At 45.3% G+C, this 24,738-nt stretch carries 29 protein-coding genes and 1 other annotated feature; of the genes, 2 read left to right on the top strand and 27 right to left on the bottom strand.

The window, feature by feature from the left end; all coding sequences use genetic code 11:
• Nucleotides 1-146: 146 nt before the first annotated feature.
• Genes nadA through nadB form a run of 3 tightly spaced genes read right to left on the bottom strand, consistent with a single transcriptional unit; the run spans nt 147 to nt 3,658 of the window.
• Nucleotides 147-1,253 carry a quinolinate synthase NadA gene (gene nadA / locus ACSQ2E_RS07745; RefSeq protein ID WP_435990016.1) on the bottom strand — a complete coding sequence of 369 codons (1,107 nt, stop codon included), beginning with the start codon at nt 1,251-1,253 and terminating at the stop codon, nt 147-149.
• Nucleotides 1,237-2,100: a carboxylating nicotinate-nucleotide diphosphorylase gene (nadC, locus tag ACSQ2E_RS07740; protein ID WP_435990015.1), complete on the bottom strand. Its 864-nt coding sequence runs from the start codon at nt 2,098-2,100 to the stop codon at nt 1,237-1,239. The genes nadA and nadC overlap by 17 nt, the downstream gene beginning before the upstream one ends.
• Complete coding sequence (gene nadB / locus ACSQ2E_RS07735; RefSeq protein ID WP_435990014.1) at nt 2,069-3,658, bottom strand: L-aspartate oxidase; 1,590 nt, start codon at nt 3,656-3,658, stop codon at nt 2,069-2,071. The genes nadC and nadB overlap by 32 nt, the downstream gene beginning before the upstream one ends.
• Before the next feature lie 121 nt (nt 3,659-3,779).
• Here nadB and ACSQ2E_RS07730 point away from each other — a divergent pair, with 121 nt between their 5' ends.
• Nucleotides 3,780-4,925, top strand: a complete 1,146-nt coding sequence (locus tag ACSQ2E_RS07730; protein ID WP_435990013.1) for an IscS subfamily cysteine desulfurase — start codon at nt 3,780-3,782, stop codon at nt 4,923-4,925.
• Nucleotides 4,926-4,975: 50 nt separating this feature from the next.
• A complete protein-coding gene (locus ACSQ2E_RS07725; protein ID WP_435990012.1) occupies nt 4,976-5,521 on the top strand; it encodes a transcription repressor NadR in 546 nt (181 codons plus the stop codon).
• A 74-nt stretch (nt 5,522-5,595) separates the two neighbouring features.
• Here ACSQ2E_RS07725 and pheA read toward each other — a convergent pair whose 3' ends face one another.
• The 24 genes from pheA to ACSQ2E_RS07605 form a co-directional block, all read right to left on the bottom strand.
• Nucleotides 5,596-6,447, bottom strand: a complete 852-nt coding sequence (gene pheA, locus ACSQ2E_RS07720) for a prephenate dehydratase (RefSeq protein ID WP_435990011.1) — start codon at nt 6,445-6,447, stop codon at nt 5,596-5,598.
• Nucleotides 6,448-6,543: 96 nt separating this feature from the next.
• On the bottom strand, nt 6,544-6,999 hold the full coding sequence (locus ACSQ2E_RS07715; RefSeq protein WP_034757235.1) for an ACT domain-containing protein: 456 nt from the start codon (nt 6,997-6,999) through the stop codon (nt 6,544-6,546).
• Between the two features lie 138 nt (nt 7,000-7,137).
• Nucleotides 7,138-8,424 carry a GTPase ObgE gene (obgE, locus tag ACSQ2E_RS07710; RefSeq protein WP_435990010.1) on the bottom strand — a complete coding sequence of 429 codons (1,287 nt, stop codon included), beginning with the start codon at nt 8,422-8,424 and terminating at the stop codon, nt 7,138-7,140.
• 36 nt (nt 8,425-8,460) lie between these two features.
• Nucleotides 8,461-8,991: a Spo0B C-terminal domain-containing protein gene (locus tag ACSQ2E_RS07705; RefSeq protein ID WP_435990009.1), complete on the bottom strand. Its 531-nt coding sequence runs from the start codon at nt 8,989-8,991 to the stop codon at nt 8,461-8,463.
• A gap of 178 nt (nt 8,992-9,169) precedes the next feature.
• Entirely contained in the window at nt 9,170-9,460 is a 291-nt protein-coding gene (gene rpmA / locus ACSQ2E_RS07700; RefSeq protein ID WP_034757227.1) for a 50S ribosomal protein L27, read from the bottom strand.
• A gap of 12 nt (nt 9,461-9,472) precedes the next feature.
• Nucleotides 9,473-9,808: a ribosomal-processing cysteine protease Prp gene (locus ACSQ2E_RS07695; RefSeq protein WP_435990008.1), complete on the bottom strand. Its 336-nt coding sequence runs from the start codon at nt 9,806-9,808 to the stop codon at nt 9,473-9,475.
• An 11-nt stretch (nt 9,809-9,819) separates the two neighbouring features.
• Nucleotides 9,820-10,128, bottom strand: coding sequence for a 50S ribosomal protein L21 (gene rplU, locus ACSQ2E_RS07690; protein WP_060670849.1), 309 nt, complete (start codon nt 10,126-10,128; stop codon nt 9,820-9,822).
• Nucleotides 10,129-10,140: 12 nt separating this feature from the next.
• Nucleotides 10,141-10,219: a sequence feature (ribosomal protein L21 leader region), on the bottom strand.
• Nucleotides 10,220-10,286: 67 nt separating this feature from the next.
• Entirely contained in the window at nt 10,287-11,732 is a 1,446-nt protein-coding gene (locus tag ACSQ2E_RS07685; RefSeq protein ID WP_435990007.1) for an Rne/Rng family ribonuclease, read from the bottom strand.
• 99 nt (nt 11,733-11,831) lie between these two features.
• A complete protein-coding gene (locus ACSQ2E_RS07680) occupies nt 11,832-12,698 on the bottom strand; it encodes a M50 family metallopeptidase (protein WP_435990006.1) in 867 nt (288 codons plus the stop codon).
• Complete coding sequence (locus ACSQ2E_RS07675; RefSeq protein WP_435990005.1) at nt 12,691-13,467, bottom strand: peptidoglycan DD-metalloendopeptidase family protein; 777 nt, start codon at nt 13,465-13,467, stop codon at nt 12,691-12,693. The genes ACSQ2E_RS07680 and ACSQ2E_RS07675 overlap by 8 nt, the downstream gene beginning before the upstream one ends.
• A gap of 212 nt (nt 13,468-13,679) precedes the next feature.
• Complete coding sequence (gene minD / locus ACSQ2E_RS07670; protein WP_435990004.1) at nt 13,680-14,483, bottom strand: septum site-determining protein MinD; 804 nt, start codon at nt 14,481-14,483, stop codon at nt 13,680-13,682.
• 1 nt (nt 14,484) lies between these two features.
• Nucleotides 14,485-15,165 carry a septum site-determining protein MinC gene (gene minC / locus ACSQ2E_RS07665; RefSeq protein WP_435990003.1) on the bottom strand — a complete coding sequence of 227 codons (681 nt, stop codon included), beginning with the start codon at nt 15,163-15,165 and terminating at the stop codon, nt 14,485-14,487.
• Nucleotides 15,166-15,249: 84 nt separating this feature from the next.
• A complete protein-coding gene (mreD, locus tag ACSQ2E_RS07660) occupies nt 15,250-15,771 on the bottom strand; it encodes a rod shape-determining protein MreD (RefSeq protein ID WP_435990002.1) in 522 nt (173 codons plus the stop codon).
• The gene (gene mreC / locus ACSQ2E_RS07655) at nt 15,768-16,646 is read right to left on the bottom strand and encodes a rod shape-determining protein MreC (protein WP_435990001.1); all 879 of its coding nucleotides are present in this window, start codon (nt 16,644-16,646) and stop codon (nt 15,768-15,770) included. Before mreC ends, mreD begins: the two co-directional genes overlap by 4 nt.
• A gap of 163 nt (nt 16,647-16,809) precedes the next feature.
• The gene (locus tag ACSQ2E_RS07650) at nt 16,810-17,817 is read right to left on the bottom strand and encodes a rod shape-determining protein (protein ID WP_435990000.1); all 1,008 of its coding nucleotides are present in this window, start codon (nt 17,815-17,817) and stop codon (nt 16,810-16,812) included.
• A 254-nt stretch (nt 17,818-18,071) separates the two neighbouring features.
• Nucleotides 18,072-18,782 carry a RadC family protein gene (gene radC, locus ACSQ2E_RS07645; protein ID WP_435989999.1) on the bottom strand — a complete coding sequence of 237 codons (711 nt, stop codon included), beginning with the start codon at nt 18,780-18,782 and terminating at the stop codon, nt 18,072-18,074.
• Nucleotides 18,783-18,810: 28 nt separating this feature from the next.
• Nucleotides 18,811-19,383: a Maf family protein gene (locus tag ACSQ2E_RS07640; protein ID WP_435989998.1), complete on the bottom strand. Its 573-nt coding sequence runs from the start codon at nt 19,381-19,383 to the stop codon at nt 18,811-18,813.
• 172 nt (nt 19,384-19,555) lie between these two features.
• A complete protein-coding gene (locus tag ACSQ2E_RS07635; RefSeq protein ID WP_435989997.1) occupies nt 19,556-20,533 on the bottom strand; it encodes a hypothetical protein in 978 nt (325 codons plus the stop codon).
• 100 nt (nt 20,534-20,633) lie between these two features.
• On the bottom strand, nt 20,634-21,074 hold the full coding sequence (locus ACSQ2E_RS07630) for a type II secretion system protein (protein WP_435989996.1): 441 nt from the start codon (nt 21,072-21,074) through the stop codon (nt 20,634-20,636).
• A complete protein-coding gene (locus ACSQ2E_RS07625) occupies nt 21,071-21,853 on the bottom strand; it encodes a hypothetical protein (protein ID WP_435989995.1) in 783 nt (260 codons plus the stop codon). The genes ACSQ2E_RS07630 and ACSQ2E_RS07625 overlap by 4 nt, the downstream gene beginning before the upstream one ends.
• Nucleotides 21,850-22,467 carry a PilN domain-containing protein gene (locus tag ACSQ2E_RS07620; RefSeq protein WP_435989994.1) on the bottom strand — a complete coding sequence of 206 codons (618 nt, stop codon included), beginning with the start codon at nt 22,465-22,467 and terminating at the stop codon, nt 21,850-21,852. Before ACSQ2E_RS07620 ends, ACSQ2E_RS07625 begins: the two co-directional genes overlap by 4 nt.
• Entirely contained in the window at nt 22,467-23,432 is a 966-nt protein-coding gene (gene pilM, locus ACSQ2E_RS07615; RefSeq protein WP_435989993.1) for a type IV pilus biogenesis protein PilM, read from the bottom strand. The genes ACSQ2E_RS07620 and pilM overlap by 1 nt, the downstream gene beginning before the upstream one ends.
• Nucleotides 23,433-23,444: 12 nt before the next feature.
• A complete protein-coding gene (locus ACSQ2E_RS07610) occupies nt 23,445-24,191 on the bottom strand; it encodes a prepilin peptidase (RefSeq protein ID WP_435989992.1) in 747 nt (248 codons plus the stop codon).
• Between the two features lies 1 nt (nt 24,192).
• Complete coding sequence (locus ACSQ2E_RS07605; RefSeq protein ID WP_435989991.1) at nt 24,193-24,642, bottom strand: prepilin-type N-terminal cleavage/methylation domain-containing protein; 450 nt, start codon at nt 24,640-24,642, stop codon at nt 24,193-24,195.
• Between the last annotated feature and the right edge of the window lie 96 nt (nt 24,643-24,738).

Genomic DNA, 24,738 nt, shown 5'->3' with positions numbered 1-24,738 from the left:
TCAGGCATAAGTCTATATATCCTATGACAAGATAGGCAAATTGCTAATCATCTACATAAAAACTTATGAGATATGAAAAAAAAATATACCGTATCCTAAGATGGGGACGGTATATTTTAGCTTGTTCATTTTTATAATCAGATGCATCAAGCACGTGTCAACATGCGTTCTAAAGCGAAGAGTGCATTCTTTGAGACGTCTCGATTCACCTTGATGATATTTTCGGGATTTCGCTCCATTATTTTTTCCAAAGACCACAGGAGATGTGGTAAATCGATCCGGTTCATCGTCAAGCAGGGGCACATATATGGATTCAGGGAAACGATCTGTTTATCCGGATGCTGATGGATCAACCTTTTCACAAGATTCATCTCAGTACCGATGGCAAAGGCAGATCCGTGAGGTGACCCTTCAATCGTTTCAATAATGTATTTTGTGCTGCCATTCAAATCGGACTTCTCGACTACTTCCCGGCGGCATTCAGGATGAACGATGATTTTCATGCCTGGATGATTTTCACGAATATCCACGATATTTTTCACAGTGAAATTTTCATGCACCGAGCAATGGCCTTTCCATAGGATCACTTTCACTTCTTCCATGTCACCATCATAGATCAATTCGTTTTGAATGGGATCCCAAACGGCCATCTCACTTAAGGAAACGCCAAGATCAGCCGCCGTATTACGTCCTAAATGCTGATCAGGCAAGAAGAGGATACGTTGTTTCTCTCCCAATGCCCATTCCACCATGTTGTGGGCATTGGAAGATGTAACCGTCGCTCCCCCATTCTTTCCGACAAAGCCTTTGATGGCTGCAGTCGAATTCACATAGGTAAGGGGGATGATACTGTCACCTAACATCTCCATGAGCTTCCCCCATGCCTTTTCTGTCTGATAAATATCGGCCATATCCGCCATGGAACATCCGGCCCTCATGTCCGGCAAGATGACGACTTGATGGTCCTCCGTCAGGATATCTGCCGTTTCAGCCATGAAGTGAACACCGCAAAACACAATGAACTCAGCCTCCTTATTCTCAGCGGACAGTTGGGCAAGCTGAAGGGAATCACCAACGGCATCAGCAAATTGGATCACTTCGTCTTTTTGATAATGATGCCCGGGAATAAAAAGCTTCTTTCCTAACTGCAGCTTGATTTCCCTCACTCTGTTTTCCATCTCGACTGTCGAGAGGCTGCTGATTGATTCAGGCAGGACGTTCGTTTCTTTCGTTAATTCATCGAGTAACCCCATGTTCATACCCCTTCCCTATTCCTACTCTTGCACTGATATCAAGTGATTTCACAGAATGTGTCAAGTACCCGAGGGAGATATAATGAACTCGTGTCTCCGCATATGCATAAAGACTCTCCCTGGTGATCCCGCCCGATGCTTCTGTCACAATATGAGGGGGGACAAGAGGGACCCACTCCTTAATCGTCGATGGAGTACAATTATCGAACATGATGACATCTGCTCCTGCTTCAATCGCTTCCAATAATTGTTCTTTCGTTTCAATTTCCACTTCCACTTTCACCATATGACCGATCTGCTTTTTCACCTGCTTCACAGCTTTGGTGATCGACCCGGCGAAAGAAATGTGATTATCCTTTAGCATGACAGCATCATATAGACCATTTCTGTGGTTGAACCCGCCCCCGGTCCTTACAGCATACTTCTCAAGCATCCGGAGTCCCGGCGTCGTTTTCCGTGTATCACACAGCCGGACCCCGGTGCCTCTCACCTGTTCAACCGCCCGGTGGGTTTCCGTTGCAATACCGCTCATACGTTGGATCAGATTAAGGACAACCCGTTCCGCCTGGAGGAGATCCCCCATCGGACCATGGATTTCAGCAATGGATTGCCCCTCTTCCACCCATTCACCATCGTCAACAAAAACCCGGGCATCGACCGTGGAACCAAGAAGGGAAAAGCCAATCTCAATCACATCCCTCCCACAAAAAACGCCTTGTTCTTTCATGAAAAGCGAAAAGGAACCATTGTCGCTTTTTCTGAACAGGATATCAGACGACAAATCACCGTCCCCAAGATCTTCCCGATAAAACGCTTCAAGCATAGATTTTAGTTTCATTTTGTTCATGATAGTCCACCCTCAATCGCTCTTCATTTATTTGTAGAACCATTTTCCTTTTCAACCATCCTGCATTATCTTCCTTCGGGAAATCTGCCCGGATGTGACCTCCCCTGCTTTCTGTCCTTAATAAAGCAGACTCTGTAACAAGAAGGCTAACAATCCACATGAAATACAAGTGAATTTCTTCACGTGAATTAAAATCAATATGCTCACAGAAGGTAAGAGGCTGTTCTTTTAACCACTTCAAATGAGCGGATAAACCTTCTTCCTTCCGTATGATTCCGACGTGTTTCATCATTCCTTCTTTTAATTCCTGTGCATGAAAAGGGATAGATAAGGGCTCCCCCTCGACGATCCGGTCAAATGGGGAATGGACATGCGGGGAGAAATGGGCTCCACTCTGGATCAAATATTCCCCGAGCCGCTCCCCGTACACCAAACCTTCCAACAATGAATTGCTGGCCAGGCGATTTGCACCGTGGATGCCGCTGCACGCAACTTCCCCGATCGCATAAAGTCCGGGAATATTGGTCCTCCCTGCCCGATCAGTGACGATTCCACCCATCATAAAATGACAACCAGGGGAAACAGGGATCCGCCCTTCGCAGGTCGCAATGTGATGTTTTAAACATAAGGCGGTGATAGAAGGGAATTTCCCTTGAAAATCTTCTATTCTACTAATATCCAGAAACACATTTCTTCCTTTCTGTCTTTCCTTATATATACACTCCGCCACTATATGCCGGGGGGCAAGTTCCATGAGGGGATCAATGCCCTCCATGATCCTTTTTCCCTCATCATTCAAGAGTAAGGCTCCCTCTCCTCTTACCGCTTCTGAAATCAGGCCGTATGTTTTTCCCTTAGACCAAAGGAGCGTCGGATGAAACTGAATGAATTCCATATCTGAAAGCTTTGCTCCTGCAAGAAAGGCAAGAGCCATTCCATCTCCCGTTACGGACGGATGATTGGATGTAGACGGATATAAACCACCGATCCCACCTGTCGCAAGAACAATATGAGGAGCATAGTAAAAGCGGATGGCGTCATCTTTATCCTTTGTCTTCACTCCGCAGCATTGCCCCCTGTCATCTTTGACAAGTTCGTACACCATTTCCCGTTCCACGAATTGAACCTTTTCCCATGAAAGGGATTTCAATAAATGGTTCATTAAATATTTCCCCGTCTGATCTCCCCCGCTATGAAGGATGCGATGTTCACTATGAGCCCCTTCCATTCCGAGAGAAAGGCTTCCATCCTCTTTCCGATCAAAAGGTGCCCCTTCATTTACCAGGGATTCCACAATCCTTTTTCCATCTACTATGAGCTGCTTCACACTGTCTTCAAGCTGGTGATAGCAACCCGCTTCCAATGTATCCTTCATATGGGCATGGACAGAATCCTTCAGTCCCAGAGGTGCCGCGATCCCGCCTTGAGCGAGATACGAGTTACCACTTTCGATTTCACCCTTTGTGATAATTATCACATAAAAATGATCTTGAAGTCTGCGTGCTAATTGCAAAGCGGCAATGCCACTTCCCACGATGATTATATCGGCTTTTTCCATCAAAAACCCTCCTGATTATTTACAGGTGTCTTGACACATATATTTACACATATTTAAACTAATGACAAGAGTTTTTTACAAGACTCATATATTCAGACAATTCCCATTAAAGGCAGGTTACATGATGAACTATTTTGACTATGCTGCTACAACTCCTGTAGATGCTGAGAGTTTACACGTATTTCGGACCGTAAGTGAAGAGTTCTGGGGCAACCCCAGCAGCCTTCACGATATTGGGGGTAAAGCAGAGCATCTCCTATCAAAATGCAGAGAAAAATTGGCTGCGCTGCTCGGTGTCCCCTCTAAAGGAATCCACTTTACTTCCGGAGGGACAGAAGGGAACCATTTAGCCCTCGTCACTCTGGCATTAAGCAGGCAAAAGAAAGGAAAACATATCATTATCGGAGGAGGCGAGCATTCTTCCATCCATTCCTCAGCCGCTTTTCTTCAGGGGCTGGGCTTTACAGTCACGAAGATCCCTCTGACTTCAGATGGCCTAATTGATCCTCAAATCATAAAAGAATCGCTTTCAGAACAGACGACCGTCGTGAGCATCGGACACGTCAATGGCGAAATTGGAACGATCCAGCCTCTCCATGACATTCATGATCTACTGAGACATCGTGGTATCCTCCTTCACAGCGATATGGTTCAATCATTCGGGAAAATGGACGTCACGGAATTCACCTCGGAGGTCGACAGTTTCACCCTTTCATCCCATAAGATATACGGTCCCAAAGGAGTCGGCGCATTTTATATCAATCCAGCCCTGGACATCACTCCCATGATACCCGGACAGACTCATGAAGACGGATTCAGGGGGGGAACGGTGAATCTTCCGGGGATAGCAGGATTTGTGACAGCCGCCGATCGATGTCACCATTCTCTCGCAACAGCCCATTGCAAGGGGTTGAGAACGCATTTTATAACCGGACTGGAAGAACAGCTGTCCGGACGGTACACTCTTTATGAAGGACCTGTACATGCACAGCTCCCACATGTCATCGGTCTTGGCATCCACGGCCTTGAGGGACAGTGGCTCATGCTTGAATGCAACAGACGTGGAATGGGAATTTCCACCGGCAGTGCATGCGGTGCCGGTTCTCACGACTTACCCAAGACCCTTCAGAGCATGGGAGTCAGTCAAAGAGCAGGAAAAGAATTCATCCGGATATCATTTGGAAGGGATACAAGGGAGGAACAAATAGCAGAATTGGTCAACGCATTGGCTGACATACATGCGTCCCTAACATCTTCCTTAACTTAAAGAGCCGGTTGTGATATGATTTCCTATATCGATTCGGGACGGAGGAGATAATGTTGGCAGGAAAAAAAATCCTGGGAGAAGAAAGAAGACAGTGGATCCTCGATAAACTAATGGTGAAACATGCCCCGATTACAGGGGGAGAGCTCGCGAAGCAGACCAATGTCAGCCGGCAGGTGATCGTAAGTGACATTACCCTATTGAAAGCAAAAGGCGAACCCATCATCGCAACGAGCCAAGGCTACTTGTATATGCCTGCCTCCAATCAGGATACGATGGTTGAACGGACGGTCGCTTGCAAGCACCTGCCCCACCGGTCGGAAGAAGAACTCATTTTACTTGTCGATCACGGGGTCACAGTCAAGGATGTCAAGATCGAACACGGTGTGTATGGTGATCTGACCGCATCCATCATGGTGTCAAATCGCAAGGAAGTGGAGCAATTCATGAAGAAGATTGAAGAAACCGGGGCCTCCTTTTTATCAGAATTGACCGATGGTGTCCATTTACATACATTAATGGCCCAAACGGAACAAACTCTGGATAAAGCAGAAAATGCGCTCCATGAAGCAGGCTTCTTGATTCAGGGTGATCTATAGGACTGACAGCGGCATATCCATTCATGGCGGCCCGCGAAAAAAGGCAGAATCCACAAGGGATCTGCCTTTTTTCTTTAGTTGTCCAATAAATAAGAAGAATATGTCCCGATCATTTTCACTGAGCAACCGAGGGCCTCCATTTCACTAATGGCTCCCGGAAGAAGGACATCATCCATTTCATGAGCCACATCAATTAAGAAGAAATAATCACCAAGTCCCGTTTTCAGTGGTCTTGATTCGATTTTACTTAAGTTCAGCTGTCTCCAGGCAAACGTGGACAATACCTGATGAAGCGCTCCAGACCGATCTTTCGGAAGAGTCACCATCAAGGTTGTCTTCTCCATGCTCTTTTCCTGGGGCAGGGTCAGTGGATCCGGTGTCTTATGTAAGACGATGAATCTGGTATGATTATAGGCAAAATCATGAATGTTCTCATGCAGGATGTTCAACCCGTATTTTTCTGCAGCCAGCTCGTTCCCGATCGCCCCGAGGAATGAATCAGGATTCTCACTCACGAATTTAGCAGCGGCAGCCGTACTCGTCGTCTGTTCCAGGGGTACCCCGCGAAACTGCTTATGTAAAAATTTATGACACTGCGCCAATGCGTGGGAATGGGAAAGGACTTTCCCGATTTGGTCTTCACTGTCACCCCACGCCGGATGGATCATTAAGTGCTGCTGAATGGCGGACGTCAATTCAGCGACAATCGCTAAGTTCGCTTCATGAAATAAATAATCCACCGTAATATGCACCGAGCCTTCCAGGGCATTCTCTAAAGGCACAACGGCGTAATCCACTTCATTCTCGATCACCGCCTCGATGCAATCGGGTATCGTCACATACGAAGCCTTTTCTTCTTCGGGAAAAGCCTTTTTGACGGCTAAATCTGTAAAGGAAGCCTGTGGTCCTAAATATGCAATCTTCACTCTGATCTTCCTCCCGCTCACTTGAAATTAAAATTTATTGAACATTCTAACACGTATGGAATCAAAGGGGAAGGTTTTCCCATAAAAAAAGAAGCGTCAGGCTCCGGAGCCCAACACTTCCACTTTCTCCACAAATTCCAAACGACGGAGCTTTGAGAGTAAGTCTTCCAATCCGATCGTGAGGTCCGTTACATTCAAGGAGAGTGTGACATTCGCTCTTCCCTGGAGCGGGATCGTCTGATGGATCGTTAATATATTGCAACCATGCTTGGCTGTTTCACTTAATAGATGAGACAACGTCCCCGACCGGTCCTCCAAATGAAAGAACAGTGTGATGATCCTCTCCTTCACAATGGTGTGGAAAGGAAATACCGTATCCCGGTATTTGTAAAAGGCACTCCGGCTTAAATCGACCCGGTGGACCGCTTCCCATACCGAATCAGCCTTGCCTCTTTCAATTAATTCTTTTGCATCCAGGGTCTTCTTCATCGCTTCCGGCAGCACGTCTTCACGCACTAAATAAAACTTGCCTTCTTGAAATTTTTTCCCCAATGACTATTCCTCCAATTGTCTGGCACGAGAGGTCAAAGGCAGCTTGCCCCTTTAAAAGCCGCTCTCGCTTTCTATTTGTAGAGCAGGTAGCGGCAGCCGCCACCAGCTCCATTGTCTGAAATAGATGAAGGATGAAACTTAATCTACAAATTCGAACTCGTATTTTATTAGGCGGATTGTATCGCCATTTTTGGCACCACGTTCACGAAGGGCATCATCTACACCATACGAACGAAGCTGTCTCGCGAAACGTCTTGCCGAATCTTCACGGGAGAAGTCCGTCATTTTGAACAAGCGTTCAATTTTCGCACCGCCGACGACGAATGTACCATCAGGATCACGCGTGATTTCGAATTCTTTTTCTTCCTCTTCATGCTTGTAAAGAACCCGGTGAATACCCGTCTCTTCTTCTTCATGGATCGGGAATTCAGCTGTTGTTTCCACTTTATCCGCAACGGCATACAACAACTCAGCGAGACCTTGTCTGGTAACGGCTGAAATCGGGAACACAGGATAATCTTCCTGAAGTTTCTCTTTGAAGACCTTCAGATTCTCTTCCGAATCCGGCATGTCCATTTTATTCCCAACGATGATTTGAGGACGCTCGGTTAAACGGAGATTGTACTGCTTAAGCTCTTCGTTGATCGTCAGGTAATCCTCGTATGGATCCCTTCCTTCCATACCGCTCATATCGATGACGTGCACGATGACGCGCGTACGTTCAATATGACGAAGGAATTGATGTCCGAGCCCGACGCCTTCATGGGCACCTTCAATCAATCCAGGAAGGTCGGCCATGACGAAGCTTCTTCCATCTCCCGTTTCCACCATCCCTAAATTCGGTACGATCGTGGTGAAATGGTAGGAAGCGATCTTAGGCTTCGCTGCTGAAACAACGGACAAGAGTGTCGATTTCCCGACGCTCGGGAATCCTACCAATCCAACATCGGCAAGAAGCTTTAATTCCATCACGATATAACGTTCCTGACCCGGCTCACCCTTCTCAGAAAGCTCAGGTGCAGGGTTCGCAGGCGTAGCAAATCGGGAGTTTCCGCGTCCGCCGCGTCCGCCTTTCGTGATCACTGCACGTTGACCATGCTGCACAAGGTCGGCAATCGTTTCACCAGTATCATCGTCCTTCACGACTGTCCCGGGTGGAACCTTGACAACCATATCCTCCGCATTGCGTCCATGCTGATTCTTACTCATCCCGTGCTCTCCGCGAGGTGCCTTGAAATGACGTTGATAGCGGAAATCCATTAACGTTCTTAAGCCTTCATCCACTTCGAAAATGACGTCTGCACCGTGACCGCCATCTCCCCCGGCGGGACCACCTTTTGGTACATATTTCTCACGACGGAAGGCAACCATACCGTTTCCTCCGTCACCGCCCTTTGTATAAACCTTGACCTGATCTATAAACATACTTTCACTCCTAACTTATCCCTGCAATCGTTTCAATCATTCAGCGATTACATGAACGACAAGAACCTCTTCTTGAAGTTGTTCTATTTCTATATTTTCTCCGTTTGATTGTTGATTTTTGATCCAGTCTTCCACTAAGCTTGTACTCTTTAGTATACCTGTGAAATCAAATATAAAACGGGATTGTTCTTTTGTAATGTCCAGTAAGATGGATAATTGATTTTCTGCATTGTTCATTACATTTGATTCAAGGAATGCCAGAAACTCCTTGCACCAGTTGTAAAGTCTTTTATCTTCAAGCCGATGAGGCTCAAGTCGAAGGACTTCAAAATCCAGCTTAATCAAATGTCTTGACCAATTATAAGTTAATATCCATTCTGCCAACAATGGAAGTTTTACATTCGAAAGCTTTGATTCATTTTGTGCAACGAGGACCATTTCCTCGATGACCTGTTTCGCCCGCTCCACACGGCCAAGGTCAAGGTTCCCTTTAATTAATTGCAAATCATTCATCCAGTCGTGGCGAGCATGCCTCAACGCCTCGACTACACCCCAATTTTCGCTCATAATCTAACTCCTATACTTAAGTGCTACCTGTAAGTATATCAAAGATGGGCGTGGTGCGTATATTGTTTCTGTGAAATTGGTGTATGTGAATGAAAATCGGATAAGAATATTCCTATACCTTTGATAAAAATAAAACTCTAACCGAAAGTCGGTTAGAGTTTTCGTTAAAGATATGCGATTAAGCTTCATTCGCAACTGGGTATACGCTCACTTTTTTCTTGTCACGACCCATGCGTTCGAAACGAACAACACCGTCGGTTTTAGCGAAAAGTGTATCGTCGCCGCCACGGCCGACGTTTAGGCCTGGATAAATTTTCGTACCGCGTTGACGGTAAAGAATTGATCCACCAGAAACCATTTGACCGTCTGCACGCTTAGCACCAAGGCGCTTTGAGATAGAGTCACGACCATTCTTAGTCGAACCTACTCCTTTTTTGGACGCAAAAAACTGAAGGTCTAATCTTAACATCTGTTCCACCTCCTACTTTTTGAAGGTTATTTTAATAAAATCACTATAGTCTCTTTCAATCGTCTGGAGGCTGATAAGCATGCCGTCAAGCAGCAGCTGAATCTTGCTCTCCGTTTCTTCCGGAAGATCATCAGGGATGACGCAGCGAAGGAATCCACCATCAGAGGATTGCTCGATGGACGGCTCTACACCGGTTAACGCCATAATGGCATTAATGCTGCCGAAGGAAACAGCAGAAGCACCTGCACAGACAATGTCTTGCCCATTTTCGGCAAAATCAGCATGTCCATCCATGGAGAAAGAACGGATTCTTTTCCTGGAGGAACGCTCTACGTAAACGTTAATCATGTAACCACGCCTTACGCGTTGATTTCGTCAATGACAACTTTAGTGTAAGGTTGACGGTGACCCTGCTTACGACGGTAGTTCTTTTTCGCTTTGTATTTGAATACTACAAGCTTTTTCGCGCGGCCTTGTTTTTCAACTTTCGCTGTTACAGTAGCTCCATCCACTAAAGGACTTCCTACTTTCACATCGTCACCACCAACGAATAGAACTTTGTCAAAAGTTACCGTATCGCCTTGTTCTCCGTTAAGCTTTTCGATGTAGATAGCTTGACCAGCTTCTACACGGATTTGCTTACCACCTGTTTCGATAATTGCGTACATAATCGCACCTCCTTATAAACTCAGACTCGCCAATGACAGGTGTTGGATTGCTCCAAGCTTTTGTACCTGTAATGAGCGGTTGTAGCACGGGTGCTACAATCAATAACATTAGAATCCTATCACATAAATCGATATACTGTCAATAACATTCAAGAAATTCATAGTATTTTCGTTATCCTGAAATAAGGATGATCGTGAGTGATTTCCTTTATGTTGATCTTTTTATTCAATGCTTTCTGAAGTCTCTCCACGTGGATGCCCTGTTTCCCGGCAAAACTATCCGCCACTTCCCGGGTCGCTTCCACTTCAATTCGTGAGCCGTCCTTCCCTTCACATTCCCACAGTTCCCGTTCGAGATTGAAGGCCATCGTCTCCGGATTCATTTCCCTCCCCGTACCATGACATACCGAGCACGGACGGGTCAGGGACCCGGCAAGGGGCTGCCGGGTCCTCTTTCTCGTCAATTCTAGGATCCCGAGTTTAGTGAACCCTACAATCGTTGTGCGCTGCCGATCTGAAATGAGAGATTCTGAAAGAGCATCGATCACTTCCTGGCGGTGGCTATCCTTTTTCATATCGATGAAATCAATCAGGATCATCCCGCTTAAATTGCGGATCGTAAGCTGTTTCGCCATTTCTGTTGCCGCAAGTTTATTCGTCTCAAGTATCGTTTGCTCTAAGTTGTCTTTCCCAGTGAATTTTCCGGAATTGACATCGACAACCGTCATGGCTTCCGTTGATTCGATGATAAGAGTGGCTCCGTTCGGAAGCCACACTATTTTTTTCAGGGCATTCTCCCATGCCGAGTAAACGTCATAATGTTTAAAAATATTTTCGTGACCTTGATAAAGTTCGAAAGTCCATTTTTCTTTGATTCCCGCTCCGCTCATTTCCTCAACCTGAAGAAGGCTGTCATACTCATCAAAGACGATCTTCCCGCCCTCTCCTTTTTTCAGATACTCGTTGAGATCCTCATAGAAGGTATCCTGCCTGGATAGGAGGGACGGACACTTTGCCCTCATCGACACCCTCTCCAGACTGTCATAGCGCGTCCGCAGTGAGATGACCTCTTCTTGTAATACTGCCTCTTCCACCCCGGAGGCGTTGGTGCGCATCACAATGCCTTCTCCCACTTGTTTCCACTCATAGGCTAACCGCCTCAACACCCTGCGGTTTTCATCATCCACTTTTTTGGATACCGCCACATAGTACCCCTTTGGCATGTATACCAGATGTTCACCCTTCAGCTCAATGACCGCGGTCAATCTGGCACCCTTCGTCCCCATCTCATCCTTTAAGACCTGAACGATGATTTTTTCCCCTTCATGGACACAATTTCCGATCGGGGTTGGATCGCTCCCCTCATGATACGCTTTCACATTTTGCGGAAAGTCCTTTTCATGGAGGTACCCATTCTTTCCCTGCCCAAAATCGATAAACGCCGCACCCAGTCCCTTTTGGACCTTGACGACCCGGCCCAAGTAAATATTGCCCGTTAAGCTTTCTTCTCCAGGCGGATATGTATATAGACCGATAATTTTATTATGTAAACGGTGTACCCACCGTTTTTCCCTGCCCTTACTGTGTACAATCATTTCTTCCATACCTAAACCCCTTTTCCACGGAAAACCTCATAAGAAAAAAGGGTTGATTCCAACCCTTTTACCAGTATGCCCTTACTTTATACAGTTCGTCTCCATTCGTCAATAAAGGTAGAGAAGATCCTTCGTCTTGGCTGATGTCATCTTTTCCGCAAAGAAGGCGTGGAGCAGCTCATTCTCATCGAGTTTCCCCACTTCAACCCCCTTTTCAAATACAACAAGGGGATGCTTCACGCCCCGCTGAAACCGTTCCACCACCGTCATGATGGATTCATCACTTTCAATCGGCAACGGCCGCAGTTGCACAAATTGATGACTCTTCCCGTAATACCTTTCCAATAAAAACTTCATGAACGCGTATCTCCTCTGCTTCCAGTCGACCCATAGGGAGAAGTACAGGAAGGACAGGACGATCCACAAATTCAGGTGAAAAGGAGCGGTTATGAGTACAACCAGATGGAACAGCAATAATAATCCAAACGAAAAGAGGAGCGTGTATTCATACGCTCTCAAATAATTAAACTTCGTCGCAAGGAGCAGGGAGACCAACTTCCCCCCGTCCAATGGCCAGATGGGCAGAAGGTTAAACAGCAACACCATCATATTCAGCTGAAAGAAAAGCGAAAAGGTGTCCTGACTGATTACTCCAAACTCCAAGAGTCCATAACCAAATGCAATAAGCCAGACGTGCTGCAGGGGGCCTGCCGCCACCACCCAGAACTCTTCCATTAAGGAACGGTTCCCGTGCTCATCCATCTCCGCGACACCCCCAAAGGGTAGCAGGGCAATCTTCTTCACCCTCCACGAAAAGGATTGAGCCATGATTCCATGGCCCAGTTCATGGATGGTGATGATGACGAGGAGCAGGATCAGTTCAAAGAAGTGAGCCGTCATTATGGCAATCCCGATCACAAGCCACAGCAAGGGATGGACATAAAACTTCTTCAGGAGTGAAATGAACTTAGTCAAATGACATCACCTGGATCGGGTCGATGAATTCATCACCCATTTTAATGGCGAAATAAAACTCACCCGTTGCTTCGTTTTGACTGCTGGATGAAACCTTTCCTACAAGAGAGCCCTTCTTGATTGATTCATACTGCTTCACATCAATCGATTCCAAATTGCCGTACCACGATTCTGATTTGTCTGCATGTTGAATGACCACCGTATTCCCCAGCTCCTCCTTTTTCCCTGCAAATAGAACCAAACCTCCCTTCATGGCCGTTACATCCTCATCAAGGACCGTCTGCAGCATGATCCCCTGCCCATTGGTCTTGAAGTTTTCTACGATCTTCCCTGAAGCTGGCCTTGCATATTCAGCGCTTTGTTCAGATGCGGATTCTTTGCCGGAATTACTTGCAGGCAATAGGGCAAGTGGTTTCCCGAATTGATCTTCATACCAGGTGGAAATGGCGGCGAATTGGAACTCCGTATCCATCATCTTCATGACAACGGACCTTGCATCATTGAATGAGGGAGTTGGGCTTTTGAACATGATTGCCGTCACCAATACCATGATCCCTGCCCCAAGAATTTTCAGCATAAAGGTTTCTTTCTTAAAAAGAGGATGGACTCCTTCCGGGGGAGGACCGCCTTCAAAGCTTGTCTGGGTCTCCATTCCATAGCGTTCCTCATCCGTCGGCAGAAAGTACGATGGATCCCCGCCAGAGCCTGCCCCTCCCATTTTTTTTCGTTTGGCTATCCGCTTCCGTATTTCATCCGCTCGATTCCCCATGTACATCATTCCTTTTTATAAGGTATTGTTTCATAACCAGTGATTGGCTTGGTCCATTCCTGCTGATGGGCAAACGGGTGTCAGATCCATACCAAGATTCCATTACACATGTTTTGCTACAATGTATGACTTGTCCCTTGAGAATATTCATCGAGAACGTAAAAAAGTCCCGGCAGGACGCATCATGCGACCTGCCGGGACCGGGGATATCATTAGGCTTTTACACCAAATAACTTTTTAATTTTCATAAAGACGCCTGTTCTTTCTTCTTCCAGGGATTGCAGTGGGACCGATTCACCTAAGATCCGCCTCGCAATATTCCGGTAAGAAATCGACGCTTTACTTGTCGAATCAAGTGCGATCGGCTCACCTTTATTCGATGATCTGATTACATTGTCATCATCGGCGACGATTCCAAGAAGATCGATGGAAAGATGGGAGGTGATTTCATCCACATCCAGCGTTTCACCGTTTTTCATCATATGATTACGTATACGATTGATCACCAATTTCGGAGGTTCGATGTTCTCCTTCTCCAGAAGACCGATGATCCGGTCCGCATCCCGTACAGCCGAAATTTCCGGAGTGGTCACGACAATCGCGCGATCCGCGCCTGCAACGGCGTTCTTATATCCTTGCTCAATTCCTGCAGGGCAATCAATAATGATATAATCATAGTCTTGCTTTAAGTCCAGTACCAGCTTTTTCATCTGTTCAGGATTGACAGCGGATTTATCACTCGTCTGAGCAGCCGGCAGTAAGAATAGTTTATCTTCGAATCGCTTGTCTTTCACAAGGGCCTGATGGATTTTACATCTGCCCTCCACAACGTCCACTAAATCATAGATGATCCGGTTTTCAAGGCCCATTACCACGTCCAGGTTCCTGAGGCCGATATCCGTATCAATCAGACAAACCTTTTTGCCTTGTAGAGCTAATGCTGTACCAACATTGGCAGAAGTAGTCGTCTTTCCCACTCCACCTTTACCTGAAGTAACAACTATCGCTTCACCCACATTAGCTTCCTCCTTTAAAACTAGTAATATTTGGTCTAAGATGCTTCAAAACTTGTAATCGATCGACAACGATCTGGCCACTATCATCCACATACGCACATTCCATTTCGCGGTCATCCTCTTCCTCCACCCGATCAGGGGCACGGTTCAGGGAATCCGCGATCCGGAGCTGGGATGGGACCATTTTCGAAGCCACGATGACCGACTCGTCGTTTCCATTGCAGCCGGCATGGGCAATCCCTTTTAATGAACCTAATATGTAAATATTCCCTCCGGCGAGGACCTTCCCCCCGGGATTGACATCTCCCACTACGAGGATATCGCCGGACACTTCAATGACCTGTCCCGAACGGATGACCCCTGTGAGGGTTTCGATATTTCGTTCATCTATGAGTTTCTCTGCATCATTTTTCGTTATGACATTACTCCATACTTCGTTTACAACTAAATTGCGTTTTTGTCTTACAATATCCTTCAACTCTTCCACTTGATCCTCTGCCAGGTAACGATTGCCTGTTTGAATATTGACCGTCAAGAGAGGGGTTCCTTCTGTTTCCCTGTATTGGGCAGAAAGCTTATCGTCCAGTTCCTTTTTTAATTCCTGAAACGAGCATTGATCGTTGAGATGAAGAGTCAGTCCTTCTTTTGTTCCCTTAATCATCACATTTGGCTTCTTATTCATGTCGCAATTATTCACCTCAGTCGTCTATAAATTCGACATAAGCAGTGTCATTTCCTCTTTATATGAAAAAATTACTAATTGAATTTATTCATCCAACCACTCTTTCCGTTTCTTCAGAAGGTAGTTTCTAAATGGAAATGCAAGAATGATATAAAACAGGGCATTCAGGACCAATGTCGGCCATAAACGCCAGTCCACAAACTGCATGAACGTAAAATCTGTCCTCTTGATAATATAGTTGATCTCGTAAACCAAAAACTCTAAAACAGAAATATTCACAAGGGTTATGATCCCTAAAACAAAGAGGTTATTATGCAACACCTTCATCATCTGATGTGACAGAAAAATGACAAATGGGAATAACACCAGATAAATCCCATTGATTTCAGTGTAATAAATATCAAATAGGAAGCCAAAGATGAACCCATAAAGGAGTGCGGTCCGGTATTGATAAAACGCACAAATAAAAAACAGCACAATAATCAGGAAATGCGGAACGACTATTTTCTGATCGAACCACCCTTCACTGGGAAAAAGATGGACAAATAGACTCTCACTGTAGAAGAAAAGCACGGTCATGAACGGAAGGAGGAGCCTGCTGATCATTGCTCTTCCTCCTCAACCGCGTCTTTTTCCGTCACACCTTGAATTTCACGATCGATGACCATGACATGCTCTAAATGATAGAAATCAGCAGCAGGCTTCACATATGCCGTCTGCGTCAATCCATACTGATCCGGCTTGACTTCCTTCACTTCACCGATGACCAATCCTTTAGGGAATACGCCACCGAGTCCTGAGGTAATCACTTTTGACCCTTTTTCGACCTTCATATCGTTGGAAATCCGTTTCACTAAGATTTCTTCTTTCTTACTGTCGTACCCTTCAATCCATCCGTTTATATCCTCGTCTTTACTTTGGATGACAGTGGAAATCCGGTTTTTTGTATTATTGGTCGAAATTAATTCGACTGTAGATGAAAATTCATTAACACTCTTAATCTTTCCGATCAATCCGGCTGAAGAGATGACGGCCATATCCGATTGGATCCCGTTCACTTCACCTTTATCGATCGTGATGAGCTCCTGCCATTGATCCGGATTTCTTGCAATGACGGTTGCCTGAACCGTTTTATAAGCGCGAAGGTTTTCCTTCTTATCCAGGACCCCCCGTAATTCATCATTATCCTGTTTCAGGTCTTTCACTTTTGTTTCAAGCTTGATCAGCTCATCCAAACGCGTTTTCAGTTTTTCGTTTTCTGTATATGTATTTTGAAGATCTTGAACGTTATCAACAACTCCGGCTACATAATTGACAGGTTTTGAAACCAATGACTGTCCGAATCCTACCATGTCTTTCACAAACTGCTCAGGCCAGCTGATGCTATCCCGGTCCCGCAAAGAAAATCCGATTAATCCCACCAGGACAATGACACTGACGAGCAGAATGATCAAACGTTTATTCAGGAAGAATTGTGGCATGATGTACACCTCAACCTTTTCTCATTCTAGTAAATACTATATCAAAAATCGTTTATTTTTGATATCATTCGTCAAAATATTCATGGTTCTTCGAAAAAAGATGGGGCCGGCCTTAAGGCTGCCCTTGCATCCTTAAGGAAACGTCCCCCATTACGATCAATTATTATTTTCCCCGTGTTTTGAATAAGTGAATGTGGTCCAGGGCTTTCCCTGTCCCGATTGCCACGCAATCCAATGGTTCTTCCGCAATGAGCACCGGCATCTTCGTTTCATCGCTGATCACTTTATCAAGATTACGAAGAAGCGCTCCTCCACCGGTCAGCACGATCCCTCTGTCCATGATGTCTGCTGCAAGTTCAGGTGGAGTCTTCTCCAGTGTACTCTTAACGGCATCCACAATCGTGTATACGGTATCATGAAGGGCGGATGCAATTTCCACAGCCGTTACTTCAATCGTTTTCGGCAGTCCGGTCAGAAGGTCGCGCCCGCGGATCTCCATCGCTTCGATGCCTTCAGAATCCCCTGCAGAGCCGACTTCCACCTTGATGGTTTCCGCTGTACGGTCCCCGATCATCAAGTTATAAGTCTTACGGATATAGTTGATAATCGCATCATCCATTTCATCCCCGGCAACGCGGATTGACTGACTTGTCACAATTCCACCTAAAGAGATGATCGCCACTTCAGTCGTTCCTCCACCGATATCCACGACCATGCTTCCTGTCGGTTCCCATACTGGGAGATTAGCTCCGATCGCTGCTGCAAAAGGCTCTTCAATCGTGTAAGCGTCCCTCGCCCCTGCTTGTCTTGTCGCATCGATGACCGCTCTTTCTTCCACTCCTGTAATGCCTGAAGGTACACAAACCATGACATAAGGCTTACGCGAAAAAGCACCCTTATTTCGTGTCGCCTGCTTTATGTAGTACTTCATCATCGTGGCAGTCGTTTCATAATCAGCAATCACTCCATCTTTCATCGGACGGAGCGCCACGACATTCCCCGGTGTACGGCCGATCATGTTCTTTGCGTCATTACCCACAGCAACGATATGCTTATTTTCTGTTTGAAGTGCCACAACAGAAGGTTCGCGAACGACAATCCCCTTGCCTTTCACGTACACCAATGTGTTAGCAGTTCCTAAATCAATCCCTAAATCTTTCGTTCCAAACATGAATGGTATCTCCCTTTCTGATACAAATTGGCTGGTTTTTATAAAGGTTTATGTGTTTTCATAGGAGAGTTGTCCAATCACTCTCTACCTCTTAATTTTCGTCACAATAATGCTTCGTTCATGCATAACGAAAAGACTCATTCCCTTGTAGAATGACTCTCTTATTTCAGTAAGCCCGCGTTATATTGAATCACGATATTGTTTGTAAAAATCATAAGCTTTATTATATCGTAACCAGGAAAAAAATCATAGTGTCATAAATACCCTTTTTCCTTTAAACTGATAAACTTCTTCTCCCCTATTATAAGATGATCGAGTATATCAATACCAATGATCCGACCGCATTCCACCAATCTTTTTGTCACTTCTATGTCTTCCCTGCTCGGAGTCGGATCTCCCGAAGGATGGTTGTGGATGCAAATGATGGAGGCGGCGGAGCGGCGAAAGGCTTCTTTAAAGACTTCCCTTGGGTGTACTATGGAGGCGTTGAGGCTTCCGATAAAGATGGTTTGCTTGTGGAGAACTTGATTCTTTGTGTTGAGGTATAAGCAGACAAAATGCTCCTGGGCCAAAAATCTCATATCATTCATGACGTAGTTGGCCCCGTCTTCAGGGGAACGGATCGAGTATCTGTCATCAAAGGCGAGGTTGCTGATGCGCCGGCCGAATTCCACGGCAGCCATGATCTGGACCGCCTTGGCAAGTCCGATCCCTTTCGTTTTCGTGATTTCTTCCAGGGACGCATCCTTTAATAGATTCAATCCATCAAATTGATTTAAGAGCCTGTTGGATAATTGAAGAACGGACTCGGATTTTGTTCCTGTCCGCAGTAAAATGGCGAGCAGCTCCTGATTGGACAGGCTGGCTGCTCCGCTTTGGATCATTCTTTCCCTCGGTCTCTCATCCTGGGGGAAATCCCTGATCATCAGACGGTTTTCTTCCTGATGGGGCATCGTTTTTACCATTTGTTCCTCCTATTCTTACGTGTTGGAGTCATTCTGGTTGAAGATAGCCCATTTCGAGTAAAACACGATTCACCCTGGAAATCGGGAGGCCGACGACTGAGAAATAATCGCCCTTGATTTCCTTGACGAATTTCGCGCCGATTCCCTGGATCCCATATGACCCGGCTTTATCAAAAGGTTCTTCTGTTGCGATATAGTCATCGATCTCTTTAGAGGTTAACTCCCAAAACGTAACATCTGTTTTTTCATAAAAGAGTTTCTCCTCCTCACCATGGAGGATCGCAACACCTGTGTAAACCGCGTGAGAAGACCCGGAAAGCATCTCCAGCATTTCTTTCGCTTCATCCTTGGAGCCCGGCTTTCCTAGGATCTTCCCATCCTTGGTCACGACTGTGTCTGAACCGATCACATAGTGAGTGGGGTGTTGATTCGATATTACCATTGCTTTTTTCCTTGCGAGATACGTGACGACTTCATGGGGCATTAAATCAGAAGAAAAGGTTTCATCCACACTTGAGCCCATAATGGAAAAAGAGAGTTGGATTTGTTCGAGAAGTTCTTTTCGTCGGGGAGATTGTGAAGCGAGTATGAGGTTGGACACACCATACCATTCCTTTCAGGGTAATTGGGAGATACAAACTTATACTACCAAATCCCACCATAGTAAACAAGTGAAAATAGAGCTGCCCCGTAGCGCGAGAAAGGGAGAATCCCGCGTTACAAGGCAGCTCACAAACCATTATTTCCTAGAAAATAGTCTAATTCAGTCGAAATTATAACCCGCTATAGAGTTGAAGATAAGATAATAAATCCTTTTGAACTTTTTGTGCATCTTCTGGGGATTTCATCGCAGCTGCGAGATTCCCTGCATCCATCAATGATTTCTTCATGGAGGCGATGGAATCCTGACCGACCTTGATTCCTTCCAATTCCTTCACTCCGGATTGAATCGTTTTGATCGTTGCCTCATCCGCAGTCCCCCCGATCATTCCACTGCTGCTAACCTGTGCGATTGCAGTATAGAGGGCATTTCCTTTTTCAAGGAATGTTTTCTCTTCTTTTGAGGCATTGACCCCTTTGGATCCCATCACAAAATCCTTCGCGTAGACGTCCACCCCTTGATCCTTAAGTTTCCCGCCAAGGCTTTTGGCCGTTTCCAAGTCTCCAGAAACTCCGAGCAATAAAAAGAACTGGCCGTCTTTTTCCACAGATGCAGCAGGAAGACCTTTTGCCCCTAAACTATCCTTCATGGCCTTCATCGCTTCCTCTGTCGAAAACACACCACCCTGTAGGATTGAGGTAGAAAAATCCTTTAATTCGACGGCAGAAACCGCCTGCTGATCTTCCGTTTTCCCTGTTGAGGTGTTATCCTGCAACAAAGTCGCAGGTTTAGCCGGTCCATCCGTCGTCGTGATCACCTTAAGGGTCCCGAAACCAAGGACCGCCCCCACAACGATCGCCCCGATCAAGGACATCACCAGGTTGACCGAATCCTGAAACGGGTTAATAAACTTTTTTTTCTTTTTCTTACTTCCAGACACATAATGGATCTTTTTATATTCCTGGGGAGGCTCGGCTTTTTCATCGGGAAGGATCCAATCGAACCCGTCATCCTTCGCCTCTTCCCCGGCAGCTGTTTCCGATTCCCCCAACTTCCAATCGTACACAAGAAGATCTTCATCGAACTTCGTTTTTTTCCCATTGATTTTAATAGAAATCTTTTTGTCGTTTTTCCCACGATCGCCCATCATCTCCACCCTCCTTCATCTATTTTTTTCCATGCTATCACATCCCATAAAAAAAAGAACAAGACTTTTGTCGTCTTGTCCTAAGAGGTTTTCGTCAAATTTTTTAGTTTTTCTTCAGGGATTGAATCGAGAGAGTAGAAAACGGAATTTCTTCCCGCTCTCCACTATCATTTGTACAAAGATTGTACTCGTCCCCCATTAAACAAATAGATAGCACAATTTCACCATCTGCCAGAACATATGAGTCATCATCAGGTGTCAGGACTGTTTTAGAGTGGGGATCGAGGATCGGTTCGATCAGATTGGCTTCTACCAATTCTTTATAGGTTACCTTATTGATTTGCCGTTCCTGAAGCATGGCGTCTTTTGCATAATACTCAGCAGAGCTTTTAATGGCAAGGGCATTCGCAACAAATGCCTGCTGTTTCGACTTTTCGATGATCGTATTTACCGCCAGGATGGCGATGACGGCGATGATTCCCAGTATGACAATCACGGCCAGTAATTCGACAAGGGTGTATCCTCTTTCATTTTCAGTCATCATTCATCAGACCTTACATTAGTATCTTGTACTTCTGACTTTTGTTCTGGGAACTGCTGAAAAGGATTCTTTTTGTTTGATGGAAGAGGAGCATCGAGCTTCGGCAATTCCTTCTCAAGTTCTACTAAACCAGGTAAATAAAATGCGGATACCACAATATTTAATTGGATGTTCTCAACTTCATCTTGATATTGCTGCATCTCAGGTGGTCCGCTGAAAGAAATCTGTTCAACCTCTACGATGCGGTGCAGTTCTTCCAGTTTCTTGATGAACTTTTCTATTTCAAAATAACTCTTGGCTTCAACAGACATGGTGGCCGTCAACTTTTGCAGGCCTTGTGGAAGGGCATCTGCTGGTGTGTCGGGACTGTTTGACGGTTCACCGGCATTGGTTTCAGCTGATTCTTCAATGGTCGTCCCAGTTGTTTCAGCGGTTACAGGAAGCGCCACCGCTCCTTCTGTAAACTCGATGCTTGTAATAAAGCTGTCAGAGACGATTTCCGCCTTCTGAAGGTCTATAAGCAGCTGTTGCGTCAGTGGTTTCACCGGAACTTTTTGTTGAAGGGAACTGGAGTTTTCAAATGAATCCTGTTTGATCGAGCCAATTTTGGAGTCCAGCGCTTTTATCAATTGAGTTTCCGTTTGAATTTCACTTTGTACACTTTCTTTTTGATTCATCACCGGTAAGTAGAAAAACCAGACACCACCAAAGATAAGAAACAATACTAAAAGGGTGGATGTTCCAATCAGAAACCATTCTTTTTTATCGAATTGAACATTCATTCCGAATCGCCCCCCTGCTCATCGGATTCTGCTTCGCTTTGTTTGATGCTATCTCTATTTAAAATGACTTCATATTGGCCGATGTACCTTGGCAGGACGGGTTCGGTATTGACAGCTGCTTGTTCATTCTCCATGACGGCTTCAGTGGCAAGGGATGATAGCTTAGCATCCTGAATGTAATTGGAATCTTTCAAATGAGTTAGATAATAGGCTGCTTCACTGCTTGTATCGAATTGAATCGAGAGTTGGATACTCCCATCTTCAGCATAAGTGAACTCCTTTAAGAACCCACGTTCCGGAAGCAGTTCCACCAGGTGATCCAGAATCGGTACAGTATCAATAGGGTAGCTTTCTACCCAGCTTACTGCCTCCTCCAATTGAACCCACGCATCAGAGGATTCAAAGTCAGAGATGCTTTGTTCTTTTTCAGCCCTCTGCTGTTTAGTTTCTTGAAGTTTCGCCGTCAGGGCATCCACGTCTTTTCCGATATTCCCGGCAAGGATAAATAGTATGATAAGAGCAGTGATCCCGACAGACAGAACACCGATCACCACATACAGCCACTGGCGGCTCCGTTTTTCATTTTGAGGTAATAAATTGATATCGACGAGCACTATATCACCTCTTTTAATCCTAAACCAATGGAGAGCAGAAACTCACTCGATAGTTTTTCATTGGTGTAGGTGTCCCGTGCTATAGAAGGTACCTTGATGATGTCAATCTCAAACCGGTCCGCCAAAAGGGTGTGGATGTCCCCAACCATGGGGTGGTCACCGGCTACGTATACCTTATTGATCATTGCTTCATCGTTTGTCAGTGTGTATCGATAAAAGCTGATCACTTTGTCTATTTCCTTCATCACGTCTTCGAATTGAAGAGAATGAAACTCATCGTAATCACTCCGCTCATCCTTTACTTCCCGTTCCTCCCCTAAACTGATCGGCCTGAAAAAGACGGGCTGATGATCATGAAAGATGGATACGGTCACATTGGACGGATTAAAATAGAGGAGCATTTCATGGTTTTCACTATGGGTCAGATCCAATGCATGGATGTAGCGGTAGAAGGCAAGTGGACTAATATCCGCTACAACAGGTTTCAGGTGGGCGTCAGTCAGCATCTGTTGGTATTCCATGACAATGTCTTCCGGTGCTGCCACAAGTATGATTTCTTTCTTGTCCCCTTTATTTCCAACCACCACTACATCAAAAACCGGATTCTCAAATGGGAGATGGATACTCGTCCCGATTTCAAGGAACAAATGACTCTTTACCTCATCTTCCGCAATATCAGAAGAAATCGCCATCTTTCTGATGATCATCTGAGTATTCGGAACGATAAATTGAACTTCCCGCTTTTTTAGATTCCAGTCCAGGACACACTCATCCAAAAAGGCTTGAAACGCTTCTTTTTCGATGATTTTTCCATCGGAGATCATCCCGTCTGCTATACGCTTCTCTCCAAATTGTTGAATATATAATGGAGAAACAGATTTCAATTCGACAAACCGAATCCATTGATCACTGATGACGATATTGATTTTATTTTTATTCTTATTGAAGAGACGAGATAACATCATGAATGACCCCTTTTAGCTATATAAAGAAAAATACCAATCCAGGATTGGCTGATGATAGAAGTATGCTGCGAGTGTTCCCAGTACGATATACGGGCCGAACGCGATGGGCTGTCCTTTTTTGAAAACACCGAGAATCCGGCCGCTAATACCGGCCACCGCCCCAAAAAGCGTAGCGAGGAAAAAGGAAAACAACATCACCTTGACTCCCACGACAAAGCCGATGACAGCAAACAGTTTGATATCGCCGCCTCCCATCCCGCCCTTGCTGATGATGGCAATCAGGAGGAGCAGACAAAAGCCTGTGAGTGCGCCCGCTATGCTGTCCCACCAGGGATTTAACGGGATTAAGATGCGTTCGATGATAAACAGTCCCGAAAAAAACAACAGCACTTTATCAGGGATGACCATATATTTCAGGTCACTGACCGTGATGATCATGAACAGGGAAACAAGTGTCAGAGCGACAATCAGCTCCGGCTGCATGCCTAATATCGTATAAGAAAGTAGGAAAAATAGTCCGGTGGTTAATTCCATTAAAGGATAAAGAGGAGAAATGCGCCCTTTACACTGAGCGCATTTTCCAACTTGAATGATATAAGAGACTACCGGGATCAGTTCCCTGGTCGTCAGCGTGTGCCGGCAGTACGGGCAGGCTGATCTCGGTTTGACGATTGATTTTTTGAGCGGAATCCGGAGGCCGACTACGTTGTAGAAGGAGCCTAGGAGGAGACCGTAGATAAAACTAATTATATAATTCATATTACATATTTACTTGTGCTCTTGTTACATCATCAGGATCTAAGTTATTAATATATGTTGTTGTTCCATCTGTTAAAGTTACAGTGTAGGTTAAGTTTCCATTAGCACCTTCGGCAATGGAAACTATTGAACCTGTTCCATCTGAAGCATCCCCATCGTACTCATCACCAGAAGGGTCTTCCACAGGCTCCAAATAACCATTATCCACTAAAGTATCAAGATCAATATTATCTCCAGCACCAACTTCATTTGCAGTGACTGCTAATCGAGCAGCACTCACCATCTGATGAGCATTCGCAATATGCGCATCTGCACGAGAATTATTAATCAACCCACCAATACTAGGAATTGCAATCGCAGCGATGATCCCTAAAATAACAACAACTGCAAGTAATTCGATAAGTGTCAACCCTCGCTCATTTTTCAATCTTTGACCGATTTTCTTTAACATGGTAATTCCTCCTGTTTAATGTTCTTTTTGCAAAAACTAGTAATCTAGTACTAGTATACAACAATCAATCGACAAAAAAATCATATTTTTTGTAAA

Origin of the sequence: Rossellomorea sp. LjRoot5 (assembly GCF_964253455.1) — a bacterium.
In the GTDB taxonomy this organism is placed as follows: domain Bacteria; phylum Bacillota; class Bacilli; order Bacillales; family Bacillaceae_B; genus Rossellomorea.
Note: the sequence above shows the minus strand (reverse complement) of the source record. Positions and strands in the feature narration are given on the sequence as shown.

Excerpts from the sequence above, each read along its gene's own strand:
- nadA (WP_435990016.1), bottom strand. The coding sequence starts at position 1,253 with ATGGGGTTACTCGATGAATTAACGAAAGAAACGAACGTCCTGCCTGAA.
- nadC (WP_435990015.1), bottom strand. The coding sequence starts at position 2,100 with ATGAACAAAATGAAACTAAAATCTATGCTTGAAGCGTTTTATCGGGAA.
- nadB (WP_435990014.1), bottom strand. The coding sequence starts at position 3,658 with ATGGAAAAAGCCGATATAATCATCGTGGGAAGTGGCATTGCCGCTTTG.
- ACSQ2E_RS07730 (WP_435990013.1), top strand. The coding sequence starts at position 3,780 with ATGATGAACTATTTTGACTATGCTGCTACAACTCCTGTAGATGCTGAG.
- ACSQ2E_RS07725 (WP_435990012.1), top strand. The coding sequence starts at position 4,976 with ATGTTGGCAGGAAAAAAAATCCTGGGAGAAGAAAGAAGACAGTGGATC.
- obgE (WP_435990010.1), bottom strand. The coding sequence starts at position 8,424 with ATGTTTATAGATCAGGTCAAGGTTTATACAAAGGGCGGTGACGGAGGA.
- ACSQ2E_RS07705 (WP_435990009.1), bottom strand. The coding sequence starts at position 8,991 with ATGAGCGAAAATTGGGGTGTAGTCGAGGCGTTGAGGCATGCTCGCCAC.
- rpmA (WP_034757227.1), bottom strand. The coding sequence starts at position 9,460 with ATGTTAAGATTAGACCTTCAGTTTTTTGCGTCCAAAAAAGGAGTAGGT.
- ACSQ2E_RS07695 (WP_435990008.1), bottom strand. The coding sequence starts at position 9,808 with ATGATTAACGTTTACGTAGAGCGTTCCTCCAGGAAAAGAATCCGTTCT.
- rplU (WP_060670849.1), bottom strand. The coding sequence starts at position 10,128 with ATGTACGCAATTATCGAAACAGGTGGTAAGCAAATCCGTGTAGAAGCT.
- ACSQ2E_RS07685 (WP_435990007.1), bottom strand. The coding sequence starts at position 11,732 with ATGGAAGAAATGATTGTACACAGTAAGGGCAGGGAAAAACGGTGGGTA.
- ACSQ2E_RS07675 (WP_435990005.1), bottom strand. The coding sequence starts at position 13,467 with ATGGGGAATCGAGCGGATGAAATACGGAAGCGGATAGCCAAACGAAAA.
- minC (WP_435990003.1), bottom strand. The coding sequence starts at position 15,165 with ATGAATAAGAAGCCAAATGTGATGATTAAGGGAACAAAAGAAGGACTG.
- mreD (WP_435990002.1), bottom strand. The coding sequence starts at position 15,771 with ATGATCAGCAGGCTCCTCCTTCCGTTCATGACCGTGCTTTTCTTCTAC.
- mreC (WP_435990001.1), bottom strand. The coding sequence starts at position 16,646 with ATGCCACAATTCTTCCTGAATAAACGTTTGATCATTCTGCTCGTCAGT.
- ACSQ2E_RS07650 (WP_435990000.1), bottom strand. The coding sequence starts at position 17,817 with ATGTTTGGAACGAAAGATTTAGGGATTGATTTAGGAACTGCTAACACA.
- radC (WP_435989999.1), bottom strand. The coding sequence starts at position 18,782 with ATGGTAAAAACGATGCCCCATCAGGAAGAAAACCGTCTGATGATCAGG.
- ACSQ2E_RS07635 (WP_435989997.1), bottom strand. The coding sequence starts at position 20,533 with ATGATGGGCGATCGTGGGAAAAACGACAAAAAGATTTCTATTAAAATC.
- ACSQ2E_RS07630 (WP_435989996.1), bottom strand. The coding sequence starts at position 21,074 with ATGATGACTGAAAATGAAAGAGGATACACCCTTGTCGAATTACTGGCC.
- ACSQ2E_RS07625 (WP_435989995.1), bottom strand. The coding sequence starts at position 21,853 with ATGAATGTTCAATTCGATAAAAAAGAATGGTTTCTGATTGGAACATCC.
- pilM (WP_435989993.1), bottom strand. The coding sequence starts at position 23,432 with ATGATGTTATCTCGTCTCTTCAATAAGAATAAAAATAAAATCAATATC.
- ACSQ2E_RS07610 (WP_435989992.1), bottom strand. The coding sequence starts at position 24,191 with ATGAATTATATAATTAGTTTTATCTACGGTCTCCTCCTAGGCTCCTTC.
- ACSQ2E_RS07605 (WP_435989991.1), bottom strand. The coding sequence starts at position 24,642 with ATGTTAAAGAAAATCGGTCAAAGATTGAAAAATGAGCGAGGGTTGACA.